This window comes from Alicyclobacillus sp. SO9, from assembly GCF_016406125.1.
GTDB lineage: Bacteria > Bacillota > Bacilli > Alicyclobacillales > Alicyclobacillaceae > SO9.
Genome location: NZ_CP066339.1, coordinates 4440636 through 4463529, shown reverse-complemented (window position 1 = coordinate 4463529; position 22894 = coordinate 4440636). Strand labels below are relative to the sequence as shown.

23 protein-coding genes are annotated in these 22894 nt (G+C 46.2%); 17 read left to right on the top strand and 6 right to left on the bottom strand.

Annotated features, from left to right (window positions below):
- Window positions 1–117: 117 nt before the first annotated feature.
- Complete coding sequence (locus GI364_RS20850) at window positions 118–771, bottom strand: plastocyanin/azurin family copper-binding protein (protein ID WP_233095900.1); 654 nt, start codon at window positions 769–771, stop codon at window positions 118–120.
- Between the two features lie 288 nt (window positions 772–1059).
- Between GI364_RS20850 and GI364_RS20845 the strand changes: the two genes are divergently transcribed.
- Together GI364_RS20845 and GI364_RS20840 are read left to right on the top strand one after the other, a co-directional pair.
- On the top strand, window positions 1060–1596 hold the full coding sequence (locus GI364_RS20845) for a GNAT family N-acetyltransferase (protein WP_198851108.1): 537 nt from the start codon (window positions 1060–1062) through the stop codon (window positions 1594–1596).
- 70 nt (window positions 1597–1666) lie between these two features.
- On the top strand, window positions 1667–1924 hold the full coding sequence (locus GI364_RS20840) for a hypothetical protein (protein ID WP_198851107.1): 258 nt from the start codon (window positions 1667–1669) through the stop codon (window positions 1922–1924).
- A gap of 68 nt (window positions 1925–1992) precedes the next feature.
- Here the strand turns inward: GI364_RS20840 and GI364_RS20835 are convergent, their stop codons facing one another.
- A complete protein-coding gene (locus GI364_RS20835) occupies window positions 1993–2823 on the bottom strand; it encodes an alpha/beta fold hydrolase (protein ID WP_198851106.1) in 831 nt (276 codons plus the stop codon).
- Between the two features lie 244 nt (window positions 2824–3067).
- On the opposite strand from GI364_RS20835, the gene GI364_RS20830 reads away from it, so the two are divergent.
- On the top strand, window positions 3068–3538 hold the full coding sequence (locus GI364_RS20830; protein WP_198851105.1) for a DinB family protein: 471 nt from the start codon (window positions 3068–3070) through the stop codon (window positions 3536–3538).
- 27 nt (window positions 3539–3565) lie between these two features.
- Here GI364_RS20830 and GI364_RS20825 read toward each other — a convergent pair whose 3' ends face one another.
- Window positions 3566–4015, bottom strand: coding sequence for a hypothetical protein (locus GI364_RS20825; protein WP_198851104.1), 450 nt, complete (start codon window positions 4013–4015; stop codon window positions 3566–3568).
- Between the two features lie 76 nt (window positions 4016–4091).
- On the opposite strand from GI364_RS20825, the gene GI364_RS20820 reads away from it, so the two are divergent.
- Complete coding sequence (locus GI364_RS20820) at window positions 4092–4619, top strand: NADPH-dependent FMN reductase (RefSeq protein ID WP_198851103.1); 528 nt, start codon at window positions 4092–4094, stop codon at window positions 4617–4619.
- Window positions 4620–4662: 43 nt separating this feature from the next.
- On the opposite strand, the gene GI364_RS20815 is transcribed toward GI364_RS20820, so the two are convergent.
- From GI364_RS20815 to GI364_RS20805, 3 genes are all read right to left on the bottom strand, one after another.
- Window positions 4663–5871, bottom strand: a complete 1209-nt coding sequence (locus tag GI364_RS20815) for an MFS transporter (protein ID WP_198851102.1) — start codon at window positions 5869–5871, stop codon at window positions 4663–4665.
- 175 nt (window positions 5872–6046) lie between these two features.
- Entirely contained in the window at window positions 6047–6421 is a 375-nt protein-coding gene (locus GI364_RS20810) for a MerR family transcriptional regulator (RefSeq protein WP_198851101.1), read from the bottom strand.
- 131 nt (window positions 6422–6552) lie between these two features.
- Window positions 6553–7284: an MBL fold metallo-hydrolase gene (locus GI364_RS20805; protein WP_198851100.1), complete on the bottom strand. Its 732-nt coding sequence runs from the start codon at window positions 7282–7284 to the stop codon at window positions 6553–6555.
- A gap of 158 nt (window positions 7285–7442) precedes the next feature.
- Here GI364_RS20805 and GI364_RS20800 point away from each other — a divergent pair, with 158 nt between their 5' ends.
- From GI364_RS20800 to GI364_RS20740, 13 genes are all read left to right on the top strand, one after another.
- Window positions 7443–7784: a winged helix-turn-helix transcriptional regulator gene (locus GI364_RS20800; protein ID WP_198851099.1), complete on the top strand. Its 342-nt coding sequence runs from the start codon at window positions 7443–7445 to the stop codon at window positions 7782–7784.
- Window positions 7785–8226: 442 nt separating this feature from the next.
- The gene (locus GI364_RS20795) at window positions 8227–11121 is read left to right on the top strand and encodes an OmpL47-type beta-barrel domain-containing protein (protein ID WP_198851098.1); all 2895 of its coding nucleotides are present in this window, start codon (window positions 8227–8229) and stop codon (window positions 11119–11121) included.
- A 250-nt stretch (window positions 11122–11371) separates the two neighbouring features.
- Window positions 11372–11860 (top strand): MerR family transcriptional regulator, encoded by a 489-nt coding sequence (locus GI364_RS20790; RefSeq protein ID WP_198851097.1) that lies wholly within the window; start codon window positions 11372–11374, stop codon window positions 11858–11860.
- A gap of 13 nt (window positions 11861–11873) precedes the next feature.
- Entirely contained in the window at window positions 11874–12323 is a 450-nt protein-coding gene (locus GI364_RS20785) for an SRPBCC family protein (protein ID WP_198851096.1), read from the top strand.
- A 244-nt stretch (window positions 12324–12567) separates the two neighbouring features.
- Window positions 12568–13971, top strand: coding sequence for an MFS transporter (locus GI364_RS20780; protein WP_198851095.1), 1404 nt, complete (start codon window positions 12568–12570; stop codon window positions 13969–13971).
- 347 nt (window positions 13972–14318) lie between these two features.
- Window positions 14319–15197 (top strand): hypothetical protein, encoded by an 879-nt coding sequence (locus GI364_RS20775; RefSeq protein ID WP_198851094.1) that lies wholly within the window; start codon window positions 14319–14321, stop codon window positions 15195–15197.
- Window positions 15198–15357: 160 nt separating this feature from the next.
- Complete coding sequence (locus GI364_RS20770) at window positions 15358–15564, top strand: heavy-metal-associated domain-containing protein (RefSeq protein ID WP_198851093.1); 207 nt, start codon at window positions 15358–15360, stop codon at window positions 15562–15564.
- Between the two features lie 167 nt (window positions 15565–15731).
- On the top strand, window positions 15732–16526 hold the full coding sequence (locus tag GI364_RS20765) for a DUF4396 domain-containing protein (RefSeq protein ID WP_233095899.1): 795 nt from the start codon (window positions 15732–15734) through the stop codon (window positions 16524–16526).
- 65 nt (window positions 16527–16591) lie between these two features.
- Window positions 16592–18280: a N,N-dimethylformamidase beta subunit family domain-containing protein gene (locus tag GI364_RS20760; RefSeq protein WP_198851092.1), complete on the top strand. Its 1689-nt coding sequence runs from the start codon at window positions 16592–16594 to the stop codon at window positions 18278–18280.
- A gap of 581 nt (window positions 18281–18861) precedes the next feature.
- Window positions 18862–20592 (top strand): methyl-accepting chemotaxis protein, encoded by a 1731-nt coding sequence (locus GI364_RS20755; protein WP_233096201.1) that lies wholly within the window; start codon window positions 18862–18864, stop codon window positions 20590–20592.
- Between the two features lie 172 nt (window positions 20593–20764).
- Window positions 20765–21064 carry an arsenite efflux transporter metallochaperone ArsD gene (arsD, locus tag GI364_RS20750; protein ID WP_198851090.1) on the top strand — a complete coding sequence of 100 codons (300 nt, stop codon included), beginning with the start codon at window positions 20765–20767 and terminating at the stop codon, window positions 21062–21064.
- 4 nt (window positions 21065–21068) lie between these two features.
- The gene (locus GI364_RS20745) at window positions 21069–21944 is read left to right on the top strand and encodes an ArsA family ATPase (protein ID WP_198851089.1); all 876 of its coding nucleotides are present in this window, start codon (window positions 21069–21071) and stop codon (window positions 21942–21944) included.
- The gene (locus GI364_RS20740; protein WP_198851088.1) at window positions 21928–22839 is read left to right on the top strand and encodes an ArsA family ATPase; all 912 of its coding nucleotides are present in this window, start codon (window positions 21928–21930) and stop codon (window positions 22837–22839) included. Before GI364_RS20745 ends, GI364_RS20740 begins: the two co-directional genes overlap by 17 nt.
- The last annotated feature ends 55 nt before the right edge of the window (window positions 22840–22894 follow it).

The window sequence follows — 22894 nt, the reverse complement described above, 5'->3', positions numbered from 1 at the left end:
CACATCCCCATGGACACCACCCGTTCGCCAATAGGGGGTGTCCATCTGTTTTAGGACGTGAGGCATGCACCGCGGCAAAAAGTCTGCAGGAACAATGCAGGAATTGAGGCTGGAATGTTAACTTACAATCATCTTGCCGTACATGCCTTTGGCGGCATGCCCGGGCACTTGACAGAGGTAATGAAAGTGACCGCTTTGATTGGCAACGAAGTCGGACGACGCCACAGCGTATTGACCATTTTGTGCCTCAGGTAAGGGAGCAATGAAGGAGCCGGGATAGATGCCTCCCTGCATCATTGACATATAGGAGTACGGCGGGTTTGCTGTGGTCATCTCTATACCATGGGGCATACCGGTGTCCATGTTAATCACCTTGAACTGGACATGTGCTCCTTTTCGAACCTGAATTGTAGGGTTAACGAGTCCGCCAACGACAAATTTCCCATCAGCCTGCTCTGGTCCGGCAAAAAAAACAACGGTCACGTTCTGCTTGCGGTATGTTACAGTATTTGTATTTTTGGACAATGTTGCATTCTGTAATGAGGTTTCCATGGCTGCATTTGCTTGTTGTTTGGATATCGTCTGTGCGGCCCTTGGACTCCCTTGAGTAAAGGATTGCATCATAGCCATACTCGGAGCAGGCGAGTCGTAAGACGTGCTGTTCCAATGTGCAGCTTGCGCGTTTCTCTGGGCCAGGACCTGAATAGTTGCAAGACCGCCAATCCCAATTGCGAGCAGCACGGCCGGTACATATATCATTGCTCTTTTCATATGAAGGTTCTTCCTTTCCATTGTTGTCTTCTATCTGTTGTTCAAATTATCAAGAACTTGTGTGTGAAGTTTGGGGAATGTGTGTAGAAAGTATGATGAGGATATCGTGTTGTGTAGAAGGCAGGAGGTGATGTTCAATGGGATGCAGCACCTCCTATTCTACCTGAGGACTGAGAGAGTTCTTGGTTCCCGGGTTCCTCCTAGCTCTAGGGAATACCGTGGCATGCTTCGCTTTCATAAAAGACCAAGGAATGCTATATTTTAGGGGATGGGAGCGGTGGTGATCCAATGTTCAAGTACCAAGTCGATGAACACACTTCTTTAGCAATCACGGAGATGCGGCATGCGGAGGCGTTGTACAATGTCATTGCCGAGAACAGGCATCATATTGGACAGTTTTTAATGTTTGCTAAGAATCAAACGTTAGAGGAGACGAAGTCATTTGTTGAAACGTCGTTGACTAGGTTTGCGACGGGAATCGGTGTGCCCACATGCATTTGGTACGACAATCAGCTGATTGGTTCCATCGGGTTGCACATTTCAAAAGCGAATCGGTCTGCTTCGATTGGATATTGGATTTCAAAGGAATACGAGGCGAAAGGCATTATGACAAAGTGTTGTAAAGCCATGATTGATTATGGATTTCGTGAACTGGATCTAAACCGGATTGAGATTCGTGCCATCAAAGAAAACATAAGAAGCCGCGCAATACCCGAGCGGTTGGGATTTAAGCTTGAAGGTACTCTCCGCCAAGATGTTCAGTTATATGATGCAATGGCTGACACCATCGTTTATGGCTTATTAGCTCAAGAATGGTTGTACTGAAGTATAAGTATGACAGTCCATCGGCTCAAACTAGGCACAAACTGTTAGGTAGAGAGAGAGGAGTGTGTCAGTGTCTTTTTGGACGGCAATTGCAAAGGTGTTTCGAGGTAAAAAAGTATCTGTGTATGTTGCGATGGGAGACGCGAACTACATGCGTGCCGCAGGACATCTTGAAGATGCGGGGATTCCTTTCTATGTAAAAATGGGAGGAAACATGGGTGGAGGTGAGTTGAGCTTCGATAACAGATTGTCTGAATATGAATTCTATGTGAAACGAGAATATGAAGAACAAGCTCGATATGTGCTGGGGACCTCAGATATGGCTTAGTGCCAATGGATTGAAACACAAACAACCACTCTTTTCGCGCGCATTGTTGCTAGTCTGTTACAGTGAAACTAGGCAAAACCCTCGATAGCTTTTCTAAACTCTACGGCTTCTTCTATGAACGGGAAGTGGTTGCTCTGTTCAAAAATCACCAAATCAGAATTTGGTATCAGACTGTTGATTTCAATGGAAGTTTCAACCGGACACTGAACGTCGTGTCTTCCGCATAATACCAAAGTAGGAAGGTGAATTGTTTTCAACTGTTCTCTAACATCAAAGGTTTTCAAATCCTGAATATAGGCTCGCATGCGTTTTCCTACGACTTCACTCCCAATTTCATCGATAAAATAGTCGTTGTACTTTTCTGGATGAAACAAGGATAATTCTAAAAGCCTGCGACGAGCCTTTACCTTCTGGGCGTTGAACGGCATCATCATGAAAAACCACAATTTACCCATTTCCTTACGGTATTGACCCGTTTTGAAATTATAGAGACATTTTTCTGAGTATTGAAAGTCACGGGAAGCTGCGGTTCCTGACAAGATGAGTGCCTCTAAGTGAGAACCAGCGACTGTTGCGTATTTTAATCCGAGAAAGCCGCCCGTTGAATGGCCGGCATAAGACCATTGACTGTAATTCATACTCGTTCTTATACTCTCAAGATCGTTTACGGTTTCATCCATTGAAAGATCTGACTTTCTGCGCGGTTTAGAAGACTTTCCAGTACCTTTGAGATTTACAGCAATGACTTTGTAATAATCCGAGAGAACATCAATAAATGGGTTACCCTTATCAGAAAACTGCTGATAGAGGTGTGCCACACATATCGGTTTTCCTTTTCCTGCTACAAAGCACTCAAACGTGCCGCGCTCAGTCGTGATAAGGACAGGCTTCCACTCCAACCCCTCACCCCTCTATTAAATTATATTACAGATTATATTACTATGTTGAAGACCATCATCTTCAAACACAACTTCAGATACCAGCAGTGTCATCTTGTTGACTGGCTAAAGCCAAAGTTGCCTGGGATATTTATCGATTGTTTCGAAGCCGGAGCCCCCCCTGATATTTGTTTGAAACGGAGAGTTCAATAGCTATAGCAGCGCAGGTTGCATTATACTGAAATAAACTTAGGAGGGGATATTCTTGAGTCAATTCAAAAGCCAATATGAGTGGGTGCGCCGGACGAGAGAAGCCTTGTTTGCATATTGCGAAGAGTTTTCTGCTGCAGACTACGCCAAACAAGTTGACAACAATACAGGAACATCCATTCGGAACTTGCATTTGCATGTTGCTGACTGTTATGAGACTTGGCTGGGCAGGCGGGCACTCAAGAAACAGATTCGCGAAGTACATCCAAGCGAAATTACCAGTGTGCAAGAAATGCGAGGTGTTTTCCAGGATGTGAACCAATTGGTAGATGAGTTTATTGATAGGTTTGAACATGATTGGGAGACGCCGATAGAGCTGCAGCGGAACAATCAGATTCTCAAACCAGCCCCCTTATGGCTTTTTACGCACACAATCACCCATGAATTTCATCACAAAGGGCAAATCGTACGAATCGGTCGTCAATTGGGTTACATTCCTCCAGACACCGATCTCGTTTTTCCGTAGACTATTCCTTGAATGTTTCCACTTCAACTATCGTATGTACGAGCATACCAACTTCTCCATAGGATAAACAGCGACATAAAGACCGTCAGCCATGCGCATTGGATGTACGTGAGAAGCTGATGTAGAGCTAAGCCTTCCCCCGGCACCCGGCATCGTCGATACCATTACTGAATGATAGTAGCCTGTGACGTGGGTATAAATAATATGATTGATGACTGTGTTGAAAATGAGCGGGATGGAGCAAACGATGTATGCACGAAGCGTCCACCAACCGCCAGCTGTCCTCGGTCGGTATTTGTAGACGACCAAAATAAACAAGACTGGAAATCCAATGTTATTGAGGACCATTGTTAGCAATCCAAAAAGCGTTCCGAGCTCGCCGCTAGGATACCCAAATTGGTGCCACAGCCACGCCACAATTAGGACATAAATTAGCAAGATGCCCAAGATAGTGCGGAGTGGTTTGCCAAGGCTCAATTTCATCCCCCCTCTAACGGCATGGGTCTTCTTTTACATCTTAATAGCACCATTAATTCGACGTGGAGATGAATGAATGAAAAAGTTACTGGCTCTGTCCGGAAGTACCAGACGCAATTCTTCTAATTTGAAATTGATTATGAATCTTGTGGATATGACGGCCGGAAAGTATGAAGTCACCATACTACCTGACCTTAGCATCTTGCCTTATTTTAACATTGATCTCGATAACGAAAAACCTCCGAAATCAGTTACAGACTTCCGTAAACAGATTTCAGAGGCAGATGGGGTAATAATCTGTACACCTGAATATATTTTCAGCTTGCCTGGAAGCTTGAAGAATGCTTTCGAATGGTGCGTTTCAACGATGGTATTTTCCCAAAAACCAGTTGGGTTAATTACGGCTTCAACTTCAGGTGAAAGAGCCCATGAAGAATTGAAGTTAATCATGAGCACTTTGGAAGCGAAGTTTGAAGAAGAAAGTACTCTTTTGATAAAAGGAATTAAAGGGAAATTTGATGAAAACGGAAATATAAAAGATAAAGTAACACTGGAAAGGATGGAACAGTTTCTGCAGTCGTTTGACGCTTTACTTGATAAATAATGTACTATAGTCCCGAAATACTACCAAATCAAGTCTGTGCAAGTCACGCCCCGTTCCTTCTACGACTCCTACTTGATTGTAGCTCTATGGCGCCAATGGACCCAAGAATTGCTCCTCCTAGGAAGAGTAGGGCCACCGAGACAAGCAGACCGCTAAATCCGGCTGATGCAACGAAAACGGCAATTTGTGGACCGGCGCTTGCCCCTAAGAAAATTGAGAAGGTGTAGATAGAAACGGCTGCACCGCTTTTATTGGCGGCGCTTCGCACGATGCTCTGGACAATAGCGGGTGCTGCGATGAGGACGCCAGCCACACAGACGGAAAGCCCTATTGTTACGACCCAAATATGCTGTGCGGCAAGTGACATTACGCTAAGTGCTGAGGCCGCCAAGGCAAGACCCGAGGCGATACGAATGGGGAGTGAAAGCTTGCCTAGCCGAAGCCCAAGGAAGGGGACGGCTCCCATAACCGGGAGGGCTGAGGCTCTCAGAATAAATAAGCGAAGTGGGTCTGACCGTAACTGTACTGGGCCATAGAGAGCAATACCTGATAAGACGGCAACAAAGCCACTAAGCAGCGTCAATGCAGCGATATAGAGGGCTAGTCTGCGCCATTGGATCAAAAGTCCTGGCAGAGAGGTAAACGCTGCTGCAACAGGTTGATGAGATGCGTCCGAAGTTCGAACCAGCAGCCTGTCCGCAACGAACACTAATAGGAAAATCAAAGGTGCAGTTATAAAAAAGACGGAGCGCCACCCTAAGAGTCCATTGATAACCTGCCCAAACAGTTGCATCAAGACGGCTGATGACATTGCTGCGGCCATGACAACTGTGGTGGCAAAGATACGGGTGTCTTTGTGGAGTTCGTGCGCGATGTAGGAAAAAACCGGTGCGGAGAGCAGTCCGGCGGTTATTCCTTGAATTCCGCGCAGAGTGGCTAGCCCTGTGAAACTAGGAGCAAAAGCCACCGTCAGCGTTGAGACCCCCGTCGTTATTAGGGATAGGATGATGATTTTTCTTGCGCCCCAAGCGTCGGCGAGCGGACCAGCCACAAGTCCTGCAAAGGCATAGGGAATGCCGAAAGTACTGGATGTAATGACCATATCGCTGGCGCGATGATGAAATGCCATGCCCATAGGTTTAAACAGGGGAATGACCACATACATCTGGCCAACGACGAGAACGGAGACCGTTCCCAGAAATGCGATTACCAAAGCAGTCCGCTGAACGGACGTATTCGACACATTCGACACAGTCTCACCGTCCTATAAGATGACTAAAAGTCTGATGTTGGTGTATCGACAAAGATTTCGTGGGTTCCACTGAAAGCTTCATTGATACGAGTGGATGTTAAAGTATGAGCTCAGGGTGACGAGACTGTCCATGGTACCGCGTTTGGCTCCCTCCTCACAGGGCGGGCACTGGGTATTAACTCTCATTGGTCTCCATCTTTTTATAAAGACGAATCTTGTATTCGATGTACTTCAAGTTCTCCTCAAGCTGTGCCATGTGCGCGCGAAGGTCTTGTTCGTGTTGTTCAATCATTCCTCGACGTTCGTGGATTGTCTCATTTCCCTGTCGCAACAATGCGGCAAACTGCTGCATCTTTCTAATAGACATACCTGTAAAGCGGAGTCGATTCAGAAATTCAATCCACTCTATATCCTTGTTGGAGTAGCAGCGATAGCCGCTGTCCAAACGGTCAACAGGGGCAAGAAGTCCGATCCGTTCATAATAACGCAAAGTATGCACACTAAGACCAGTGATTTTTGCAACTTGTTGAATGGTGAATGTTGTATCCATGGAAAGTAGTTTATACCTTTGAGCGCACTCAAATGCAACAGTGAATTCAGTTGTATTGCGATGCTGTGAGTCGGAGCAAACTACTTGAACCCAATTCAATCAGTGAAGCTAACTTATATAGCAATTAGGATTCAAACACTAATCTGCGGCTTTGCCATCATAAGAGCTTTCGCATGGCGTTGTACTTCCATGCTTCCCAGGGGGGCACCGTGTCCCATAAAAAAGCACGTAGTGCCGGAATCCAGTAAACGTTGAAGTGACAGCCCCACTGCTCGTGGATTATCCTCAAAAGGCGGACGTATGGCATGCTTTGTTCTTATCATGCCGCCTATAAGAATGCCTGACGCAACGAGATCACCGACTAGGGCATCATGAGTTGATAATTCCAGCGATATGGAACCTGCAGTGTGGCCGGTGGTGTGTCTGAGGAGACCAGGAACGCCGTAGTGGCTAGTATCAAGAGTGTCGTCGGTGCTGAGTAGGATGTCCGGTTCAAATTCTACATAGGGTTTTAGGGGTAATCCTGTTTTTAGAAAGGCACGTCCAGAGAAACCGGTAGGACAAAAAGCCATTCGGGCACTTCCGTTAAAATACTTTCTGTCGTCCGCGTGTGCAACAATCGGTGCTCCGGATAATTCCCGTAATAAGGCGGCGCTTCCGGCGTGATCGACATGTGCATGTGTAATAATAATTAGATTAATATCCTTAAAGGATAGGCCGAACCTCGAAAGCATTTTCCTGATTTTAGTTTCTGAACCTGGGAACCCTGTGTCTACAAGGATGCAGCCCTGTGAGTTCAGTATTAGGTAGGCATTTACCATATTCAATGGGAGTATGGGGATTTGTACAATTTTAGGTTTCATCGTCAGTCCTCCTGCGATATCATAATTTTGAGGAAGGGACAATCTGCAGCTGAACCGACCTCTCTTGTGGCTCTATGCTAGCTCTCATCTCGCATCGCGGGAAGTACGGACTTATTTGTGCGTTGGTATCCCTAATGATACTTTGGAGGTGATGATAAGTGGCGGAAAGTTACACACCGACTTGTCCGGTAGAAATTACTCTTAAGATTATTGGCGGGCGCTGGAAAATTCTCATAATAAGAGAATTGTTTCTAAAAGAGGTCAGCCGTTTCAATGAACTGCAACATTCCCTCCCAGGTATTACTCATAAAGTACTCACACATCAACTCCGAGTTATGGAGGCTGATGGCCTTATTCAGAGAACAGTTTACGCTCAGGTTCCTCCAAAGGTAGAATATACTCTTACTTCTTATGGGAGGAGCCTAAAGCCGATTCTTGACTCAATGCATGAATGGGGAGAAAACCGCGCAGAACCGATTCTAGACCCTATCAACGATTGACTAAGAAAACGATTAACCAAGAATATGAAGCATAAATTTCCTCGCGAGTTCAAGCCTTTTCAATTGTATGGTATTCTTCTAAGTGTTCTATGAAATGTGCTGCTTAATCTCGGGAATTTCGGTTCTGAGCACTCATCCTGAGCCTCCTTCTCTGCTATTAGCACGTCTGATGCAGTATTTTTTGTTAGATTACAGTGACCCAGTCTAGGTTCATGCTCTAAATAAGTGTTTATTTAGATTGTTCCGACTATTTAGCGGAGGGTGAGGTATGAGTCGGATAGAACGGCGGTCCGGTCGATAGACTTTGCGGAAGTTTCGTATCGCGTTCGCAAGTGCAGTTAGAATGCTCTATGAGCCGTCTCTGTTGATTCAGCCAAACTACTTTTCCGAGAAAGATTCAAACCAAGTCTAATATTTATATCATTAATGAGGGAGATGAAGCATGAACAAAGATACACAACAGTCTGCACGGATTTATCATAAGCTCTATATCAGTTTGACTGCGATGGTGCTGGCGTTCAGTATGGTGTTGCAGTTTCCGGTGGCAAAAGCGGCAACAACAGCAACACCGACATGGACAAAGGATTCATCCGGAACCACTAATGGCTTGAATGATATCACCTATGGCAACGGGAAATGGGCAGCGGTAGGCAGCGGCAAAACCATTTTGACTTCGTCTGACGGCATCCATTGGAATACGATACAGAATCCTAAGGGTAATGGTATAACAAACAATACACTTCGACAAATCGCTTATGACGGGACAACGTGGTGGATCACTGATGGTTACCAAGATGCCTTTCACGCGTCCTCTTTGACCCCTTCAAAATGGAGTGACACATCCAACATTAGGACCACTAGTACTCCGACTGGTCTCGCTGTTTCTGCGTCTTCTGCAGCAAAGGCTGTAGTTGTGGATGGTACCGGTTTGTATGAGTATAACGGTTCTTCCGGGACATGGTCGTCTGTTATTTCGTCGGGACCTTATGCCGTTATCTATGCTGACGGGAAATATGTAGTGGGCGGATCAGGTCAAATTCAGTATTCAGCCGATGGAGGGATAAAATGGTCGAATATTCCGACTGTATTTAACCACACTGGGGATATTATTTATGCCATTACTTACAGCCAAGGTCAGTTTGTCGCTGTGGGGAGTGATCAGCACGTGACGACCGGTGTGGTATATACCTCTCCAGACGGTATAACCTGGACACGACAAAGCGTCTCTTTACCGGTTTTAAATAGTGTTGCAGGTTCCGCAAACGGGTATATCGCGGTCGGGGATAGTGGACTAGTTTACAGTTCTCGACACGGCCTTGCGTGGACCAAACAGAATTCTGGAGTTACTCAAAATTTGAATTCCGTGCATTATGCGAATGGCCGGTATGTAGCCGTAGGTGACAATGGGACGATTATTACGCTTTCAAACAACGCTAATCTCGCAAGTCTGAGCTTAAGTAAAGGAGCGTTGTCACCTTCGTTTTCGGCCGGTACCACGAATTACACGGCCAGTACAGCGGATTCCTCCGTCTCAGTGACTGCCTCGGGTTATGACAATGCTTCCTTAGTAGTAAACGGATCAGTTGTGACGAGCGGCAGTCCGTCAAGTCCCATAGCGCTCACGGAAGGAAAAAACACCATTCCGATTGTGGTTACGGCACAGGACGGCATGGCACAGAAGACCTATACGTTGACGGTCAACAGAGATTCGATTCCGCCGACAGTCAACTTTGGTACGAATGGCGACGGAACGTATGCGAAATCCGATTCCACTACCGTAACAGTGATTGACAAAGGTGTTGGCGTTGCTGCGAGTACGCTTCAGTATGCGTGGACAGAGAGTCCCAGTACGCCTGGAAGCGGCACGACGTGGACAAGCTTTACAAACGGGGAAACCCTAACGAAAAGCGGCGTCAGCGGAGACTGGTATCTACACATTCAAGCAAGAGACAAGCTAGGCAATACAGCGAATGTGGCAACAAACCGATTTCGATTGGATAACAGCGCTCCGACAGTTAGCGTACAATTTAAGAAGCAGGACAATTCTTCTTATACCAGCGGAGATTGGACGAAGCAGAATATCACGGCCGTCGTGAATGCTAGTGACGGGTTGAGCGGTGTCAGCACGATTCAGTACAAGAAAGACGGAGCATCGTGGCAAACGTATACCAGCCCGCTGACATTCTTCACGGCAGGTTTCCATACGCTGGAGGTAAAGGCGACTGACAAGCTTGGGAACAGCGTGACTTCGAAGCCTTATTCTATCAACATCAGCGTCACAGGGCTGCAGCACAGCGGTCTAACGTCCACAGGATGGCATGAGAGCTGGAATGGTGCAAAGGGTACGGGTGCAGTCAAATACGCCGTGTATCTGAATGGGAGTCTAGTGGGAACAACCACTTCACCATCATATGATTTCTCCAATGAGCAGCCTGATACGATGTACAGTGTCACGGTTGAGATTCTAAATGGGTCCGCGAAGGCGAGTGCGCAGTCTGCGGCAGATACGGTTCATACCTTAACCTCACTTTCAGCACCCGCAAACGTGCCACGGCTCAATGTCTTGGAGAGGACACCATACCAGCAATCTATAGAAGCAACGGGTGGGTTGGCGCCTTATACGTTTACTATCGTTAACGGATCGTTACCCAAAGGAGTAACGCTCAAATCCTACGGAACATTAAGCGGGACACCACAACAGAGCGGGACATACGGTTTTACAGTGCAAATCGAAGACGGGACTGGGGCAACTGTCACGAAGAACATGAGTCTGTACGTGATTCCGACAGCCCCCACAGGCTACTTCCGGACGGTCACCACTTCGCAGGTGGTCGGCAATGGCGGGGGAACACTGGCCTCAACAAGCAACGACACGCAAGCGACGCTGGTTATAGTATCGGGTGCATTTGCTAAGCAGCTTCAGATGAATCTTACGACTGGAACGGTTGGTCCTAGTTTTGTACCATCAGGATGGCAAGTCGTGGCTGCGTACGGCGTGAACTTTAATTCACAGTATACCCCGTCCAAACCCTTGTCCTTTACGTTATTGAATCAGGGCATCACGCCTCAATCCAAAGTCTACAAGATTGTGAACGGGAAGTTCGTTCCGGTGACGGCTACAGTCACAAAGGGGAAAGCCGCTATTAGCTTTACAACAGACCCGGACTTCGTTGTCTTAAAGCCCAAACCGACGCCTCAAGCTCCAAAAACGGTACCACAAGCCACAAAGCCCGTGACAGGGTTTCCTGCATTCCCATGGGTTACAGGGGGACTGCTCAGTATCCTGACAGGCGGACTTGCACTATGGTGGCAAAATCGTAAAAAGCCACTCAGGTAGGCAACTGCTTCAAAGAGAATAAGGTACAATGCGAAGGGAGATGAGAAGGCCCTTAAAGGGGACTCATCTCCTTTTATTTACTCTAACAAATTGAGCTGTTATCTATGGAGAACCGGTCTACAGTTTGGGCATCAAGATGGCATATAAATGTAACCGAATTATTCAATATAAACTTTACTTGCACCTTACGTTAGGTCATCTTTTATAATTGCGCCACCGGGAAACAGTTAGCGCTAACGAAGGGGTTACTATGATTAGACATTGGAAGGTGGGGGAGCTTGCCAAACTCACGGGACTTACGATACGAACATTGCGATTCTATGATGAAATCGGCTTGTTCTCACCTTCGGCACGTTCCGATACTGGACACAGGCTGTACAGTGAAGCCGATGTGTTGCGACTGCAGCAAATTCTGTCGATAAAACAGCTCGGATTGTCGCTGGATGAGGTGAAATCTGTAGTAAACGGCGAGCGTTTTAGTCCGCTGGAAACTGTATTGTTGCAAATCGCCCGTCTGAAAGACAATATCCGCATGGAACAAAATCTTTTGTCCGAGTTGGAGTACGTATCCAGCCTGATGAAGCTGAAGGAACCCGTGACAGTGGAAGAGTTCATAAAATTACTGGAAATGATGAAAAAGAGTCATGGAACATATATCACCGAACGTCGGATGACATGGGAACGCCGTTTGGATATGCTGGGCAATCTCGTAGACGGACATTCTGACAGTCTAGATTAAGGAGATGAACTCTGTGAATGAACACTTTGCTATACACAACACATTCGCCATTGAACGAGTCTACAATGCCTCGCCGATGCGGGTCTTTGCTGCTTGGGCGAATCCTAAACAAAAAGAGGAATGGTTTCTAAAAGCAGATGATTTTGACTTTCGAGTCGGTGGCGAGGAAAGCCATCAAGGAGGTCCTGCTGCTGGCCCGCTATATACCTTTCATGCCTGGTACCACGACATTGTCCCAAACGAGCGGATTGTGTACACCTACACTTTGGACACGGACGGAAGGCGAATGTCGACTTCCGTAGCAACCGTCGAGTTCAAACCGGAGGGTACCGGGACGAAGCTGATTTATACGGAACAAGGTGTCTTTCTGGATGGACTGGATACTCCTGCTCAGCGCGAACAAGGTACCAGTGAGATGTTGGACAAACTCGACAAGCAGTTGGAGAAGAAAACCAGATTGTAATCCACACCTTTCTGTACCTCGATTTCAGTTAACAGTCATATCTTTTACCATGTCGGTGTTGCACTGTCTGACTTGGCATCAATTTTTCGAAACTGCAGCGTCATTTAACGCCGTCTTGTACCAGTATTGAGCTAACGGAATGCGCTCTCCAGTTGGATGACTGAGCGGCATCTTTCCAAAACCAGGCCCTCAGGCAGCGTGACTTTGTTTCATCAAATCGCCTAAAGAAGGGGCCAGTATTGATATGGGAACTGTTTTGCTCCAAACATCTCACTCGACGGACATGAAGAGTATTAAGAAGAGTGTCTTTTGGATCTACTATGTGATTTTTTTTGCCGTATTGAATGAATCCATATTTAATGTTGCGACACCGACTATTGCAAAACAATTTGCGTTAAATACAGCCGGCGTAAGCTGGGTCGTGACCATTTTTTTTATTATTTTTGGATTGGGCACAGTCATCTACGGTAAATTGGCGGACATTTATAGTATCAAAACTCTCATCACAATTGGAATTGTTATGTATAGCATTGGGTCCTTAGCTGGATTTGTTTTGCACTCTTGGTTTCTCGCAGTAATTGTGGCCCGGGCCATTCAGGGAGCCGGCGGTTCGGCGTTGCCGGCCCTTGTGTTTATCATCGTAGCCCGGTTTTTTACTCAGCAGGAACGAGGTAAAATGTTTGGCATTATCACGTCCACGGTGTCTTTTGCCATTGGGATTGGGCCTGTCCTTGGGGGGTATATCGCCGGGTCATGGAACTGGATGTATTTGTTTCTCATGCCATTACCGATTCTCATCTCCATACCATTTTTTCGTAGATTCCTGCCCGATGAACCACGAAGACCGGGAAAACTGGATGTTAGGGGAGCTCTTTGGTTGGCAGTTGCAGTCTCCTCTTTGATTCTGTTTACAATCGAGTCTCAGTGGATTTACGCCGTCGTGACAGGAATTGCGCTGGTGTTGTTTATTCTGAGAATACTTAGGGTGAAGGAACCGTTTGTCGCCCCAGCGCTCTTTAAGAATACTCGCTATCGAAACGCACTAGTGATTGGCTTTCTCATATTTGGAACGGTAATGTCAGCCATGTTTGTGACGCCGCTTATGTTGAGCAAGATTTATCAGTTGGACACGCAAGAAATTGGACTTGTGATGTTCCCTGGGGCGTTTAGCGCCGTTATCTTCGGTAGGGTAGCCGGCCAGATGACAGTGAAACGCGGAAGTCACTTTGTAGTCTATTTGGGACTTTTGCTCCTCGCAGGAAGTCTCATCCTGGTGTCCGGGTCCATTGGTGGATGGGTTTGGTTCATCGCTGTATACCTTGTTACTCTGTATGTGGGTTTTTCCTTTGTGCAAACGGCCCTGACTGAAAGTGTCACTGAAGTCTTGGACAAAGATCAGATTGGTGTTGGCATGGGGCTTTATAATATGGTTTCGATTGTTGCAGGAGCCATTGTGACGGCACTGGTTGCCAAAGTAATGACGCAGAAGATCTTTGTCTTTCGAATGAATCCATTTCTATCAGATACCTACGCGTTTCCATACGGCAATCTCATCTTGATGCTTAGCATCGTGGTCATGGTGAGTGCGCTTCTATACTTTCTATCTTTTGGGAAGCGCATTTCACAGACGGAAGATGAAGCAGTGTAAACGCACATCAGCCAATCGATATTAATAAGCCGAAAACGAATGAGAGATTGTGCGGTCTACGAGGGCGTTGGAGCCTTCTCAACTCCGAATTCCTATGGATCCTCATGATAAGCTTAACGCCATGTAGTTTCGATGGACTAATTATTCCTTCCAAATCACTAGTCGGATTGGACGCCCGGTTACATTGAGCTAACAAGGCGGGACTGGACCATAAAGACAATGTGCAAAAGATACTAGTTAAATTGTTGCGTAAAACAGTTGTTTTTGCTCTCCCTTGAACTTATTTTGAAGTACAAAATAGGAAACGTAAAAAGTTGTAAGCTCACGAAATCAAAGGGGGAGCAAAAATGAAGAAAGCATTGCTGATTGCAGTGGCATTACCCGCGCTATTCTTGGCTGGCTGCGGAACAACATCTAACGGCGCGTCTAGCACAAGTCCCACAACAGCGCCTACGAATAATACCAATTCCACGACGGGCGCAACAACCAACACGAACTCATCCATGAATCATCAATATATTTATTTAACAGTACGGCCTGGTGGGAAACTTGGACCTGACGGGAAGGACCACGACGCATTTTCACCCGCCAATTTCACTTTGGTAGAGGGTGTGCCAACGACCGTCACGATTTACAATTACGACAACATGAAACACAGCATCACAAATAGCGCATTAGGAATTAACTTCCAAGCGAAACCATCTTCGAAAAATGGGCAACCAGGCGTAAAGTCGTTTACATTTACACCAAATAAGGCAGGTTCCTTTACGTGGAACTGTGTTGATCCCTGTGACACACCGAATAATGGATGGTCCATGTCTCACAAAGGCTACATGATGGGAACAATTAAGGTTGTTCCAGATACACAGCCAACACAGGACATCGCTTTGACTGTTATGCCCGGCGGAAAGCTTGGTTCGGACGGTAAGCTGCATGATGCCTTTTCACCCGCAAACTTTACGGTGGAAAAGGGTATTCCTGTTAAATTAACAATTTACAACTATGACAATATGAAACACAGTATTACCAACAGTGCACTAGGAATTAATTTTCAAGCAAAGCCGTCTACAAAGAAGGATCAGCCTGGAGTCAAGACCTTTACCTTTACTCCTAAAAAAGACGGTTCCTTTACGTGGAACTGTGTCGACCCCTGCGACACCCCGAATGGTGGATGGTCGATGTCTCACAGTGGCTATATGATGGGAACCATTAAAGTCGTCGGATGACGGTGTAAGGATTAAGTACTTAGCAATGAGTTGCATCGGACGTTACGTTGGTTCTTGGGGAAATCAGCAATCAACGCTATTGAAACGGACCATAGACAGGGTTTGACTACGTACCATAGGAGGGTATAGTATAAAAGTCGAAAGAAAGGAGATGTTTGCTATGACTACTGCAACGATTCCGGTTCAGGGTATGACCTGTCAAGGTTGTGTAAACTCGGTAACAAAAGCGCTCAATACCGTCGATGGTGTCAATAAAGTAGAGGTGAGCTTGGAAAATAATCAGGCAAAAGTTACTTATGATGAGGCCAAAGCAAGTGTATTAGAGTTAAAAACAGCAATTGAAGATGCTGGCTACGACGTAGAATGATTTTTGCTCCTTGGGGCAGAGTATTTGTACAGCATATATTTCCACCGAAACATTAGGGAAAATCAGGAAACGACCAGCCCAACGGCAGGTCGTTTCGCAGTTTCAAAAAGCTTCGAAGAATAAGTTCTTTACTGATTAAAGGTAACAAATGACTGGAGGTCTCGAGTATGCCGATATGGCTGCAATCTGTCATGTACCTTTGGTTTGCGCTGAGCATTATCTCTTTTATCACCGTAATAGTTGACATTCCGGGTAAGTCTGTAGGAATGCCAATCATGAAAATTGTTTGGCCCTTAACGACTCTGTATATGGGCATTGCAGGGCTTTACGCCTATTGGAATTTTGGTCGGAATACACCCATGATGCATCACGGTCAGGAGAGTCGCAGGCACGGACACCATGACGCGCATCACGAGCCGAGCGAATCAATGCACCATCACAGGTCTGTCGACACACGGACTAATAATGTGAATTTAGGCGGGCAAAGAAACCATCATGCACAAGACAGTCACAGCAGCAAGCCGTTTTGGCAAAGTGTATTTGTGTCGTCGACACATTGCGGCGGTGGATGTACCCTTGGTGATGCAATAGGCGGACCACTTGTTTTTTCATTGGGCTTGGTTGTAGCGGGATCGTCATTGTTTGCAGACTATATCGTTGAATTTCTATTAGCGTATATTTTTGGCATTGCGTTTCAGTACTTTGGCATGGGATTCTCAAATTTAGAGTCTCTTGCTAAAGGACTGAAGAATGCGGTCAAGGCAGATACCTTTTCATTGACTGCCTATGAAGTTGGAATGTTCGGTTGGATGGCGTTGGTACACGTTTTCTTTGTTCCCATTCCACAACCCAATCATCTTCTCTACTGGTTCATGATGCAGGTGGCAATGATGATTGGTTTTTTGACAAGTTATCCAGCAAATTGGGTCCTGGTTAGAATGGGAATCAAGCATGCTATGTAAATGCGGGTACACACTATATTGACTTATGATGATTCTTGGTATATATAGAAGCAGGGGTATATGAGATGACAAAATTAAAAACGTTCCGTCGTATCTCTGTCTTTTTCTCCATTGCTTCTCTGACGGTAATTCCGCTCGCTGGTTGCAACTCAAACACGGCAAAGCCACCGGGTGTAATTAATGTGTCTAAAAATGCAAATTCAAGCCTGAATAACCAATCTGGAAATAATGAAAGTCACGTGACGAGGAAGGTTTCCAATAAAAGAGCGAGTCAGATTAAGACCAAACTAACAACCACAGGTTTGACGATAGCTCAAGAAAATAGATTACCTGGTACGACTGCTTGGAGAATTACTCGGCCAGCCCATGGTAGAATTCAAGGTTACGCGTCATTGGATAGTGTCAACCAAGGAGGTAAACTCACATTCTACGTTAGTACATGGTACACTGGAACGTTGTACAACATCAAAATTTTCCGTATGGGGTATTACCAGGGCAAAGGTGGTCGACTGATGAAGACCACTCCTCTGTTAAAAAGTCGCGCTCAGGGATGGTGGAACTCGAAATCCGGAGGACATCACCTTCCGCAACAAAAGAATCCAAAAGGATTTCTGCACTTGAACTGGAAGCCGTCATATCAACTGAAAGTTCCGCCGTCTTGGGTAAGCGGCTACTATCTCGCGTTGCTTACAGATGCGCACGGTTACCAAAGCTATATACCGTTCATTGTTCGTTCTGACACTCAGCCTCACGAATTTCTCGTTGACGTGCCCGTCAATACTTGGCAGGCATACAATTATTGGGGTGACTGGTCTTTCTACGGTCATTATGCTAAGACCACGAGAAAACAAAAGGGGTACGCGGGTAATAACGCGATTGAGGTATCCTTTAACCGCCCCTATTCGGCCGATAATGGTGCTGGACTGACATTTCTAGAGTACCCGACGGTGTATTGGATGGAGAAAGAAGGATACAACGTTTCCTACACGACTAGTGTTGCTTTGGATGAGGGTACAACGCAATGGACACCGAAAGGATTTATTTCCGTTGGACACGACGAGTACTGGACGGGAAAGATGCGTAACCGTGTCACCCATATGCTCAACAGCGGCGTTAATCTTGCATTTCTCGGTGCGAATGATATGTATTGGAAAGTTCGATACAGTGACAATCATCGGACTTTAATTGGATATCGGTGGGAGTCGAAACGTGATCCCCTTCGTGGAACCCCAGAGCAAACTGGCGGATGGCGCTATATTGGGAATCCAGAAAGTACTTTACTTGGTCAGATGTATCAAGGTCAGCCTCGAGGCGATAACGCTACGTGGTCTGATCCGAATTGGATTGTCTCAGACCCTTCTAATTGGTTATACAAGGGTCTGCATGTTTATAAGGGAGAAGCAGTACGCAATATAATTGGCTGGGAATATGACTCTGCGCTGAGTTCCACATACAGCCGCAAAGCACTGCATAACAAAAATGATGTGATTATCTCCGCTTCGCCAGTCATCGACCGTGCTTATAAAAATAAAAAGGAGTACATGACGACTTCCATTTATAAAGCAAAATCTGGCGCCTATGTGTTTGACGCAGGCACGACTTGGTGGGGGTATGGATTGTCCAATCCGATGCATTATCAGATTTACGAAGGCATTGCGATGAAGAAGCCAGATTACGTTTCGCCGTCACCAATCATTCAAGGTGTAACTCGCAACTTGCTAAACCGGTTCATGGAACCTGCAGCAAAAGTCTAGCATATACCGCTTCCAACTGAGCGGGAACAATTCTGCTGCAGCATCTAGGCGTCCTGCCGTATTGATTGCAAATGGGGGGAGAAGGCTGATATCTCCCTCCCTGTCTAATGACCTAATGCTTTATCGATAGGTCCGCTATCTCCGCAAGTTTCCCCTCAGAAACCCGTCCTGTTCTCTGCACCACTTAGTTCGTTTTTTCAAGAACTCAACCTGCTGCTTGTTTTGAGGGTACAGGCCAGGCTACAGTCAACTTACCTTTACGTAACGAGGGTGAGGTGAAGAAGTCAAATACAGATTAGTGGCAGTTTGTTGACTTTTATGGAGGATTTGTGGCTTGATTCTGTGAATATACTGATGGACCTCCTTTCTGTACACTATTAATTTGTGTATTTTGGTTCAGACGCTCGGACAACTGCCGCTAGTGTTTGACAGATACGATTGACAGCTTGCTCCAAGCGAAGACCTGATGTGCGTGGAAACAGTGCTACACTGCTAATGGGTGATAGGAACTATGTAGCACATGTTGGTTTTTGTATTTTTTCTGGTTTCATCAGACAGAGACAATGGAGGTATGTATATTGATGGTTAGAATACGCAAAATTCTCGGCTTTTTTTATACTCGCGGCGGACTATCTCTTGCGCAAAAGTTAATTTATTCATTCGTAGCTTTGAACGTTATTTTGATAGTTCTTGGGGGAGTGGGCATTCTTAACCTGAGGATGACCCAGCAAATGACGCGCTCAATTGTAACGAATCGTCTTGCACCCCTTGAATCTTTAACACAGATTCAAGATAAGTTAAGAAACATACAGCTTGACATATACCAGATAAGGCTTACAAAGTCACTCACTCAAGAGCTGAATTATCAATCAGACATTCAAAACATCGAGACAGAGATTGATACAAATGTACATACTCTTTCAAAGAGCAGCGTAGCAAAGGCGGACAGGGGACAGTGGAATAAATTTACGAACGATTTGGGCACCGCAACCACCGCAATTTTCAACGATTTTACGAATCTGAATTCAGCGAGTACCACAAAGATGGCTTCTACAAAAGACGTCAGTCAAACGCTGACCGATCTCGGTAAACTGGTTAGCTTTGAGCGCAATGCCGCAAACCAAACTGTGCAGCAGGGACACAGTGTTTATATGCGGTCCCTTTCGATTTCTCTGATTGTTATTCTCATAGCCCTTATACTCAGTGTTATATTAGCTCTCTTCACTCTTAGAGCTACGTTACGTCCAGTGCGGGTCATTACGTCAGAAATGAGGAAAATCGCCCAAAACTCTGGAGACTTAACAAAGCGACTGCAGATTCGGTCGAGGGATGAATTTGGTCAGTTGGCAGATTCGTTTAACGCTATGATTGGAAGCATTCAAAACATCATTAAAACGATTTCGCAGAGCACCGACCAAATGGCAGCGACTTCACAGGAGCTTTCAGCCACGTCCACTGAAGTGATGAATATTTCTGTTCAAATTTCCGACCGTACGCAAGGCATATCCTCCGGTGCCGCCGAGCAGCAAACAGCGACACAAGAGGCAATGAATATGGTTACAAATATGAACGAACACCTTCAAACACTTCGTGAAAACGCGGAGCAAGTGTCTGCATCATCTGCTGGATCGAAGTCCACCGTTGAGCGTGGTCACGAAGCCATCGAAGAAACATCCAGACAGATTACGACAGCAGCTAGTTCCATTAATACACTCAGTGAACAAGTGGACAGTCTAGGCGGCCAGGTAGGGAAAATCAATTCAATTGTTGAACTGATTAGCGGTATTGCAGACCAAAGCAATCTTCTCGCGCTGAATGCTTCTGTGGAAGCTGCAAGAGCGGGAGAGAACGGTCGCAGCTTTGCGGTGGTTGCAAATGAAATGCGGAAGATGTCGCAGAGCTCAAAAGATGCAGCCCTACAAATCCAAAAGATTGCACAGCACATTCGGACAGAAATGGGCAGCGTCTTGACGCAAATGAATAGCAGCAAAAAAGTCATGGACACAGGTTTGGAAACAATGGGCACCTCCGCGGTTTCATTTAACGAAATTGCGACACATGTCGACCAAGTTCACCATCAGATTGAAGACTCGCTGAATGAAATTGCAGAACTGACGAATAGTGCCAAGGGAGTACAGAACTCGGTGGTAGAAGTGCTAAAAATCGCTGAAGGGTTTTCGCGCAGCACCGAAGAAGTGGCTGCTGCGACGGAGGAGCAATCCGCAACGATGGAAGAAACGGTTGCAGCCATTGACCATGTGACTCGACAGGCAGAAGCATTAACAACACTCATTGGACAATTCACGTACTGACGCAGCAGAGAGCTTGAGCTCTAAAACAGGATGCCTGGGAAGCCGCCCACTATTAGGCAAGTGGGTGGCTTTCTTTTGATGGTTGCAAGACGTTCTTTTATCGGATATTATATAAGTAAATTGTTATATAACGATTTGAGCGTTTAGATATTGATACGAGGAGGAATAAGGGATGAGAATAGATTTTTTTGATCCGGAAATGTGCTGTTCCACTGGGGTTTGTGGTACCTCTCCAGACAGGGAACTCATTCGCGTTGGAGAACTGGTGGAGAAGTTGAAGGGGCAAGGACATACAGTCGAAAGGCACATGATGAGCAGTGACACGTCCGCTTTCACTTCAAACCGTCATGTATATGAAACGATGCTGAAGGAAGGCATGAGTGTTTTACCGATTGTCACCGTGGACGGGGGGATCCTGACCAAAGGACGCTACCCCAACATGGATGAATTGTTAGCAACGAAGGAGTCCTAAGCTGATGACCAGATATGTGTTTTTCTCCGGAAAAGGCGGTGTCGGGAAGACATCCCTTTCTTCTGCGATGGCCGTCATGCTGGCAGCAAACGGCGCTAAAACCTTGTTGGTTACCACGGATCCGGCATCGAATTTGGGGGATGTTTTCGGACAGGAAGTGGGTCTTGAGGCCCGGGAAGTACGCGGGGTTCCAAACCTGTTTATTCAGGAAATCAATCCAGATGCAGCACTGCAGTCATATAAGGACCGTGCCCTAGGTCCTCTGCGTGAAGTATTCCCGGAAGAATTCGTACGAACGGCCGAAGAAAAAATGAGTGGACCCTGCACTGAGGAAATTGCAACCTTTGATCAGTTCATAGCGTGTATGCATCAACCAGACTATGAATGGGTGGTGTTCGATACGGCACCCACGGGACACACCCTTCGATTGCTGGAATTGCCCAGTAGTTGGAGTCTGCATATTGAGGAAAGTGCGCAGGGGAGCGGTCAAACCTGTATTGGCAGTGTAGATGCACTTGCGGCTTCCAAAGAACAATACGACAATGCGGTGCGAGCACTGCAAGACCCGAACATGACAACCTTTGTGTTTGTCACACAACCTGCCAAATTACCGATGGATGAAATGCTTCGTTCGGTCATCGAACTACAGAAACTTGAGATCTCAAATCAAGTCGCAATTGTGAATGGAGTTATTCCGGAAGACGAGCGCGATCATCCATATTCTCGTCGAAGGTGGCAGAAGCAAGAACCGCACATTCAAGAGCTACAGTCTCGTTTCGACGGTCCAATTGGCTACATGCCTCTGTACCCGGATGAGGTCAAGGGTATGGCCATGTTGGAGCAGGTGGGGAGGGATTTACAATATGCCGTTCACCTATGATAAGATGCCTGCTCATTTAATTCTGCCACAGCACGGGAAGAGACGGAGAATTTTCTTGGCCGGAAAAGGCGGTGTCGGAAAAACGACGCTGGCGTCAACGACCGCGATGTTTGCAGCAAATTCAGGATTTAAGACGTTGCTTGTTACAACCGATCCCGCTGCTCACATCGGAAACGTCTTCGACGAAACTGTGACTTCGGTTCCTCGTCAACTCTCGGAATCAAACCTGTGGCTGGTCAGAATTGACCCAAAGATGGCATTTGACGCCTATCGCAATCAAGTGCTGGAATCCCTCGAACAGCAGTTTCAAGACAGCGCAACAGTTCATCGTGTCAGTGAAGAACTGAATTCTCCCTGTACGGAAGAAGTGGCCGTCTTTCAGGAGTTTCTTGACTTCCTGTTGAGCGACGCTTTTGACGTGACAGTGTTTGATACAGCGCCCACCGGACACACAGTTCGTTTGTTGCAGTTGTCATGGGACTATGAACACGAGCTAGAGTATAAGGATGCCTTCACGGCGGAAACTGCAGCTTTGGATAATGCTCAATTGGATAAGATGCATACAGCCATTCGTACGCTGCAGGATAAAGATGAAACAGGGATGTTGTTCGTCACCTTGCCGGAATCGACGCCCATTGCAGAAATGGATAAAGCAATTTCGGACTTGGAGCGGACTCATATTTACACGCAGGGCATCATCGTGAACCAAGTGTTGCCGAAGGAGGCAGCTACAAGCCGCTTGTTCGGAAAGCGATTGGAATTGCAAATGAGGCATATTTCCCGACTGAAAGAACGCAGCAACTATCAAAACATTGCTATTGCCACTCTGCAAGACGATGAAATTATTGGCGTAGACCTGTTGCAGCGATTTGCCAATGAAATGATTGGAAGCTGAAAGGTGAAGAAGCTGAAAGGTGCGGAACCGCAAATAAAATGACTGGCACATCAAA

Bases quoted from the DNA above. Each gene is read 5' to 3' on its own strand.
- GI364_RS20845 (WP_198851108.1), top strand. From the start codon at position 1,060: ATGTTCAAGTACCAAGTCGATGAACACACTTCTTTAGCAATCACGGAG.
- GI364_RS20780 (WP_198851095.1), top strand. From the start codon at position 12,568: ATGGGAACTGTTTTGCTCCAAACATCTCACTCGACGGACATGAAGAGT.
- arsD (WP_198851090.1), top strand. From the start codon at position 20,765: ATGAGAATAGATTTTTTTGATCCGGAAATGTGCTGTTCCACTGGGGTT.
- GI364_RS20775 (WP_198851094.1), top strand. From the start codon at position 14,319: ATGAAGAAAGCATTGCTGATTGCAGTGGCATTACCCGCGCTATTCTTG.
- GI364_RS20810 (WP_198851101.1), bottom strand. From the start codon at position 6,421: ATGGATACAACATTCACCATTCAACAAGTTGCAAAAATCACTGGTCTT.
- GI364_RS20760 (WP_198851092.1), top strand. From the start codon at position 16,592: ATGACAAAATTAAAAACGTTCCGTCGTATCTCTGTCTTTTTCTCCATT.
- GI364_RS20770 (WP_198851093.1), top strand. From the start codon at position 15,358: ATGACTACTGCAACGATTCCGGTTCAGGGTATGACCTGTCAAGGTTGT.
- GI364_RS20795 (WP_198851098.1), top strand. From the start codon at position 8,227: ATGAACAAAGATACACAACAGTCTGCACGGATTTATCATAAGCTCTAT.
- GI364_RS20850 (WP_233095900.1), bottom strand. From the start codon at position 771: ATGAAAAGAGCAATGATATATGTACCGGCCGTGCTGCTCGCAATTGGG.
- GI364_RS20755 (WP_233096201.1), top strand. From the start codon at position 18,862: ATGGTTAGAATACGCAAAATTCTCGGCTTTTTTTATACTCGCGGCGGA.
- GI364_RS20765 (WP_233095899.1), top strand. From the start codon at position 15,732: ATGCCGATATGGCTGCAATCTGTCATGTACCTTTGGTTTGCGCTGAGC.
- GI364_RS20740 (WP_198851088.1), top strand. From the start codon at position 21,928: ATGCCGTTCACCTATGATAAGATGCCTGCTCATTTAATTCTGCCACAG.
- GI364_RS20820 (WP_198851103.1), top strand. From the start codon at position 4,092: ATGAAAAAGTTACTGGCTCTGTCCGGAAGTACCAGACGCAATTCTTCT.
- GI364_RS20805 (WP_198851100.1), bottom strand. From the start codon at position 7,284: ATGAAACCTAAAATTGTACAAATCCCCATACTCCCATTGAATATGGTA.
- GI364_RS20745 (WP_198851089.1), top strand. From the start codon at position 21,069: ATGACCAGATATGTGTTTTTCTCCGGAAAAGGCGGTGTCGGGAAGACA.
- GI364_RS20790 (WP_198851097.1), top strand. From the start codon at position 11,372: ATGATTAGACATTGGAAGGTGGGGGAGCTTGCCAAACTCACGGGACTT.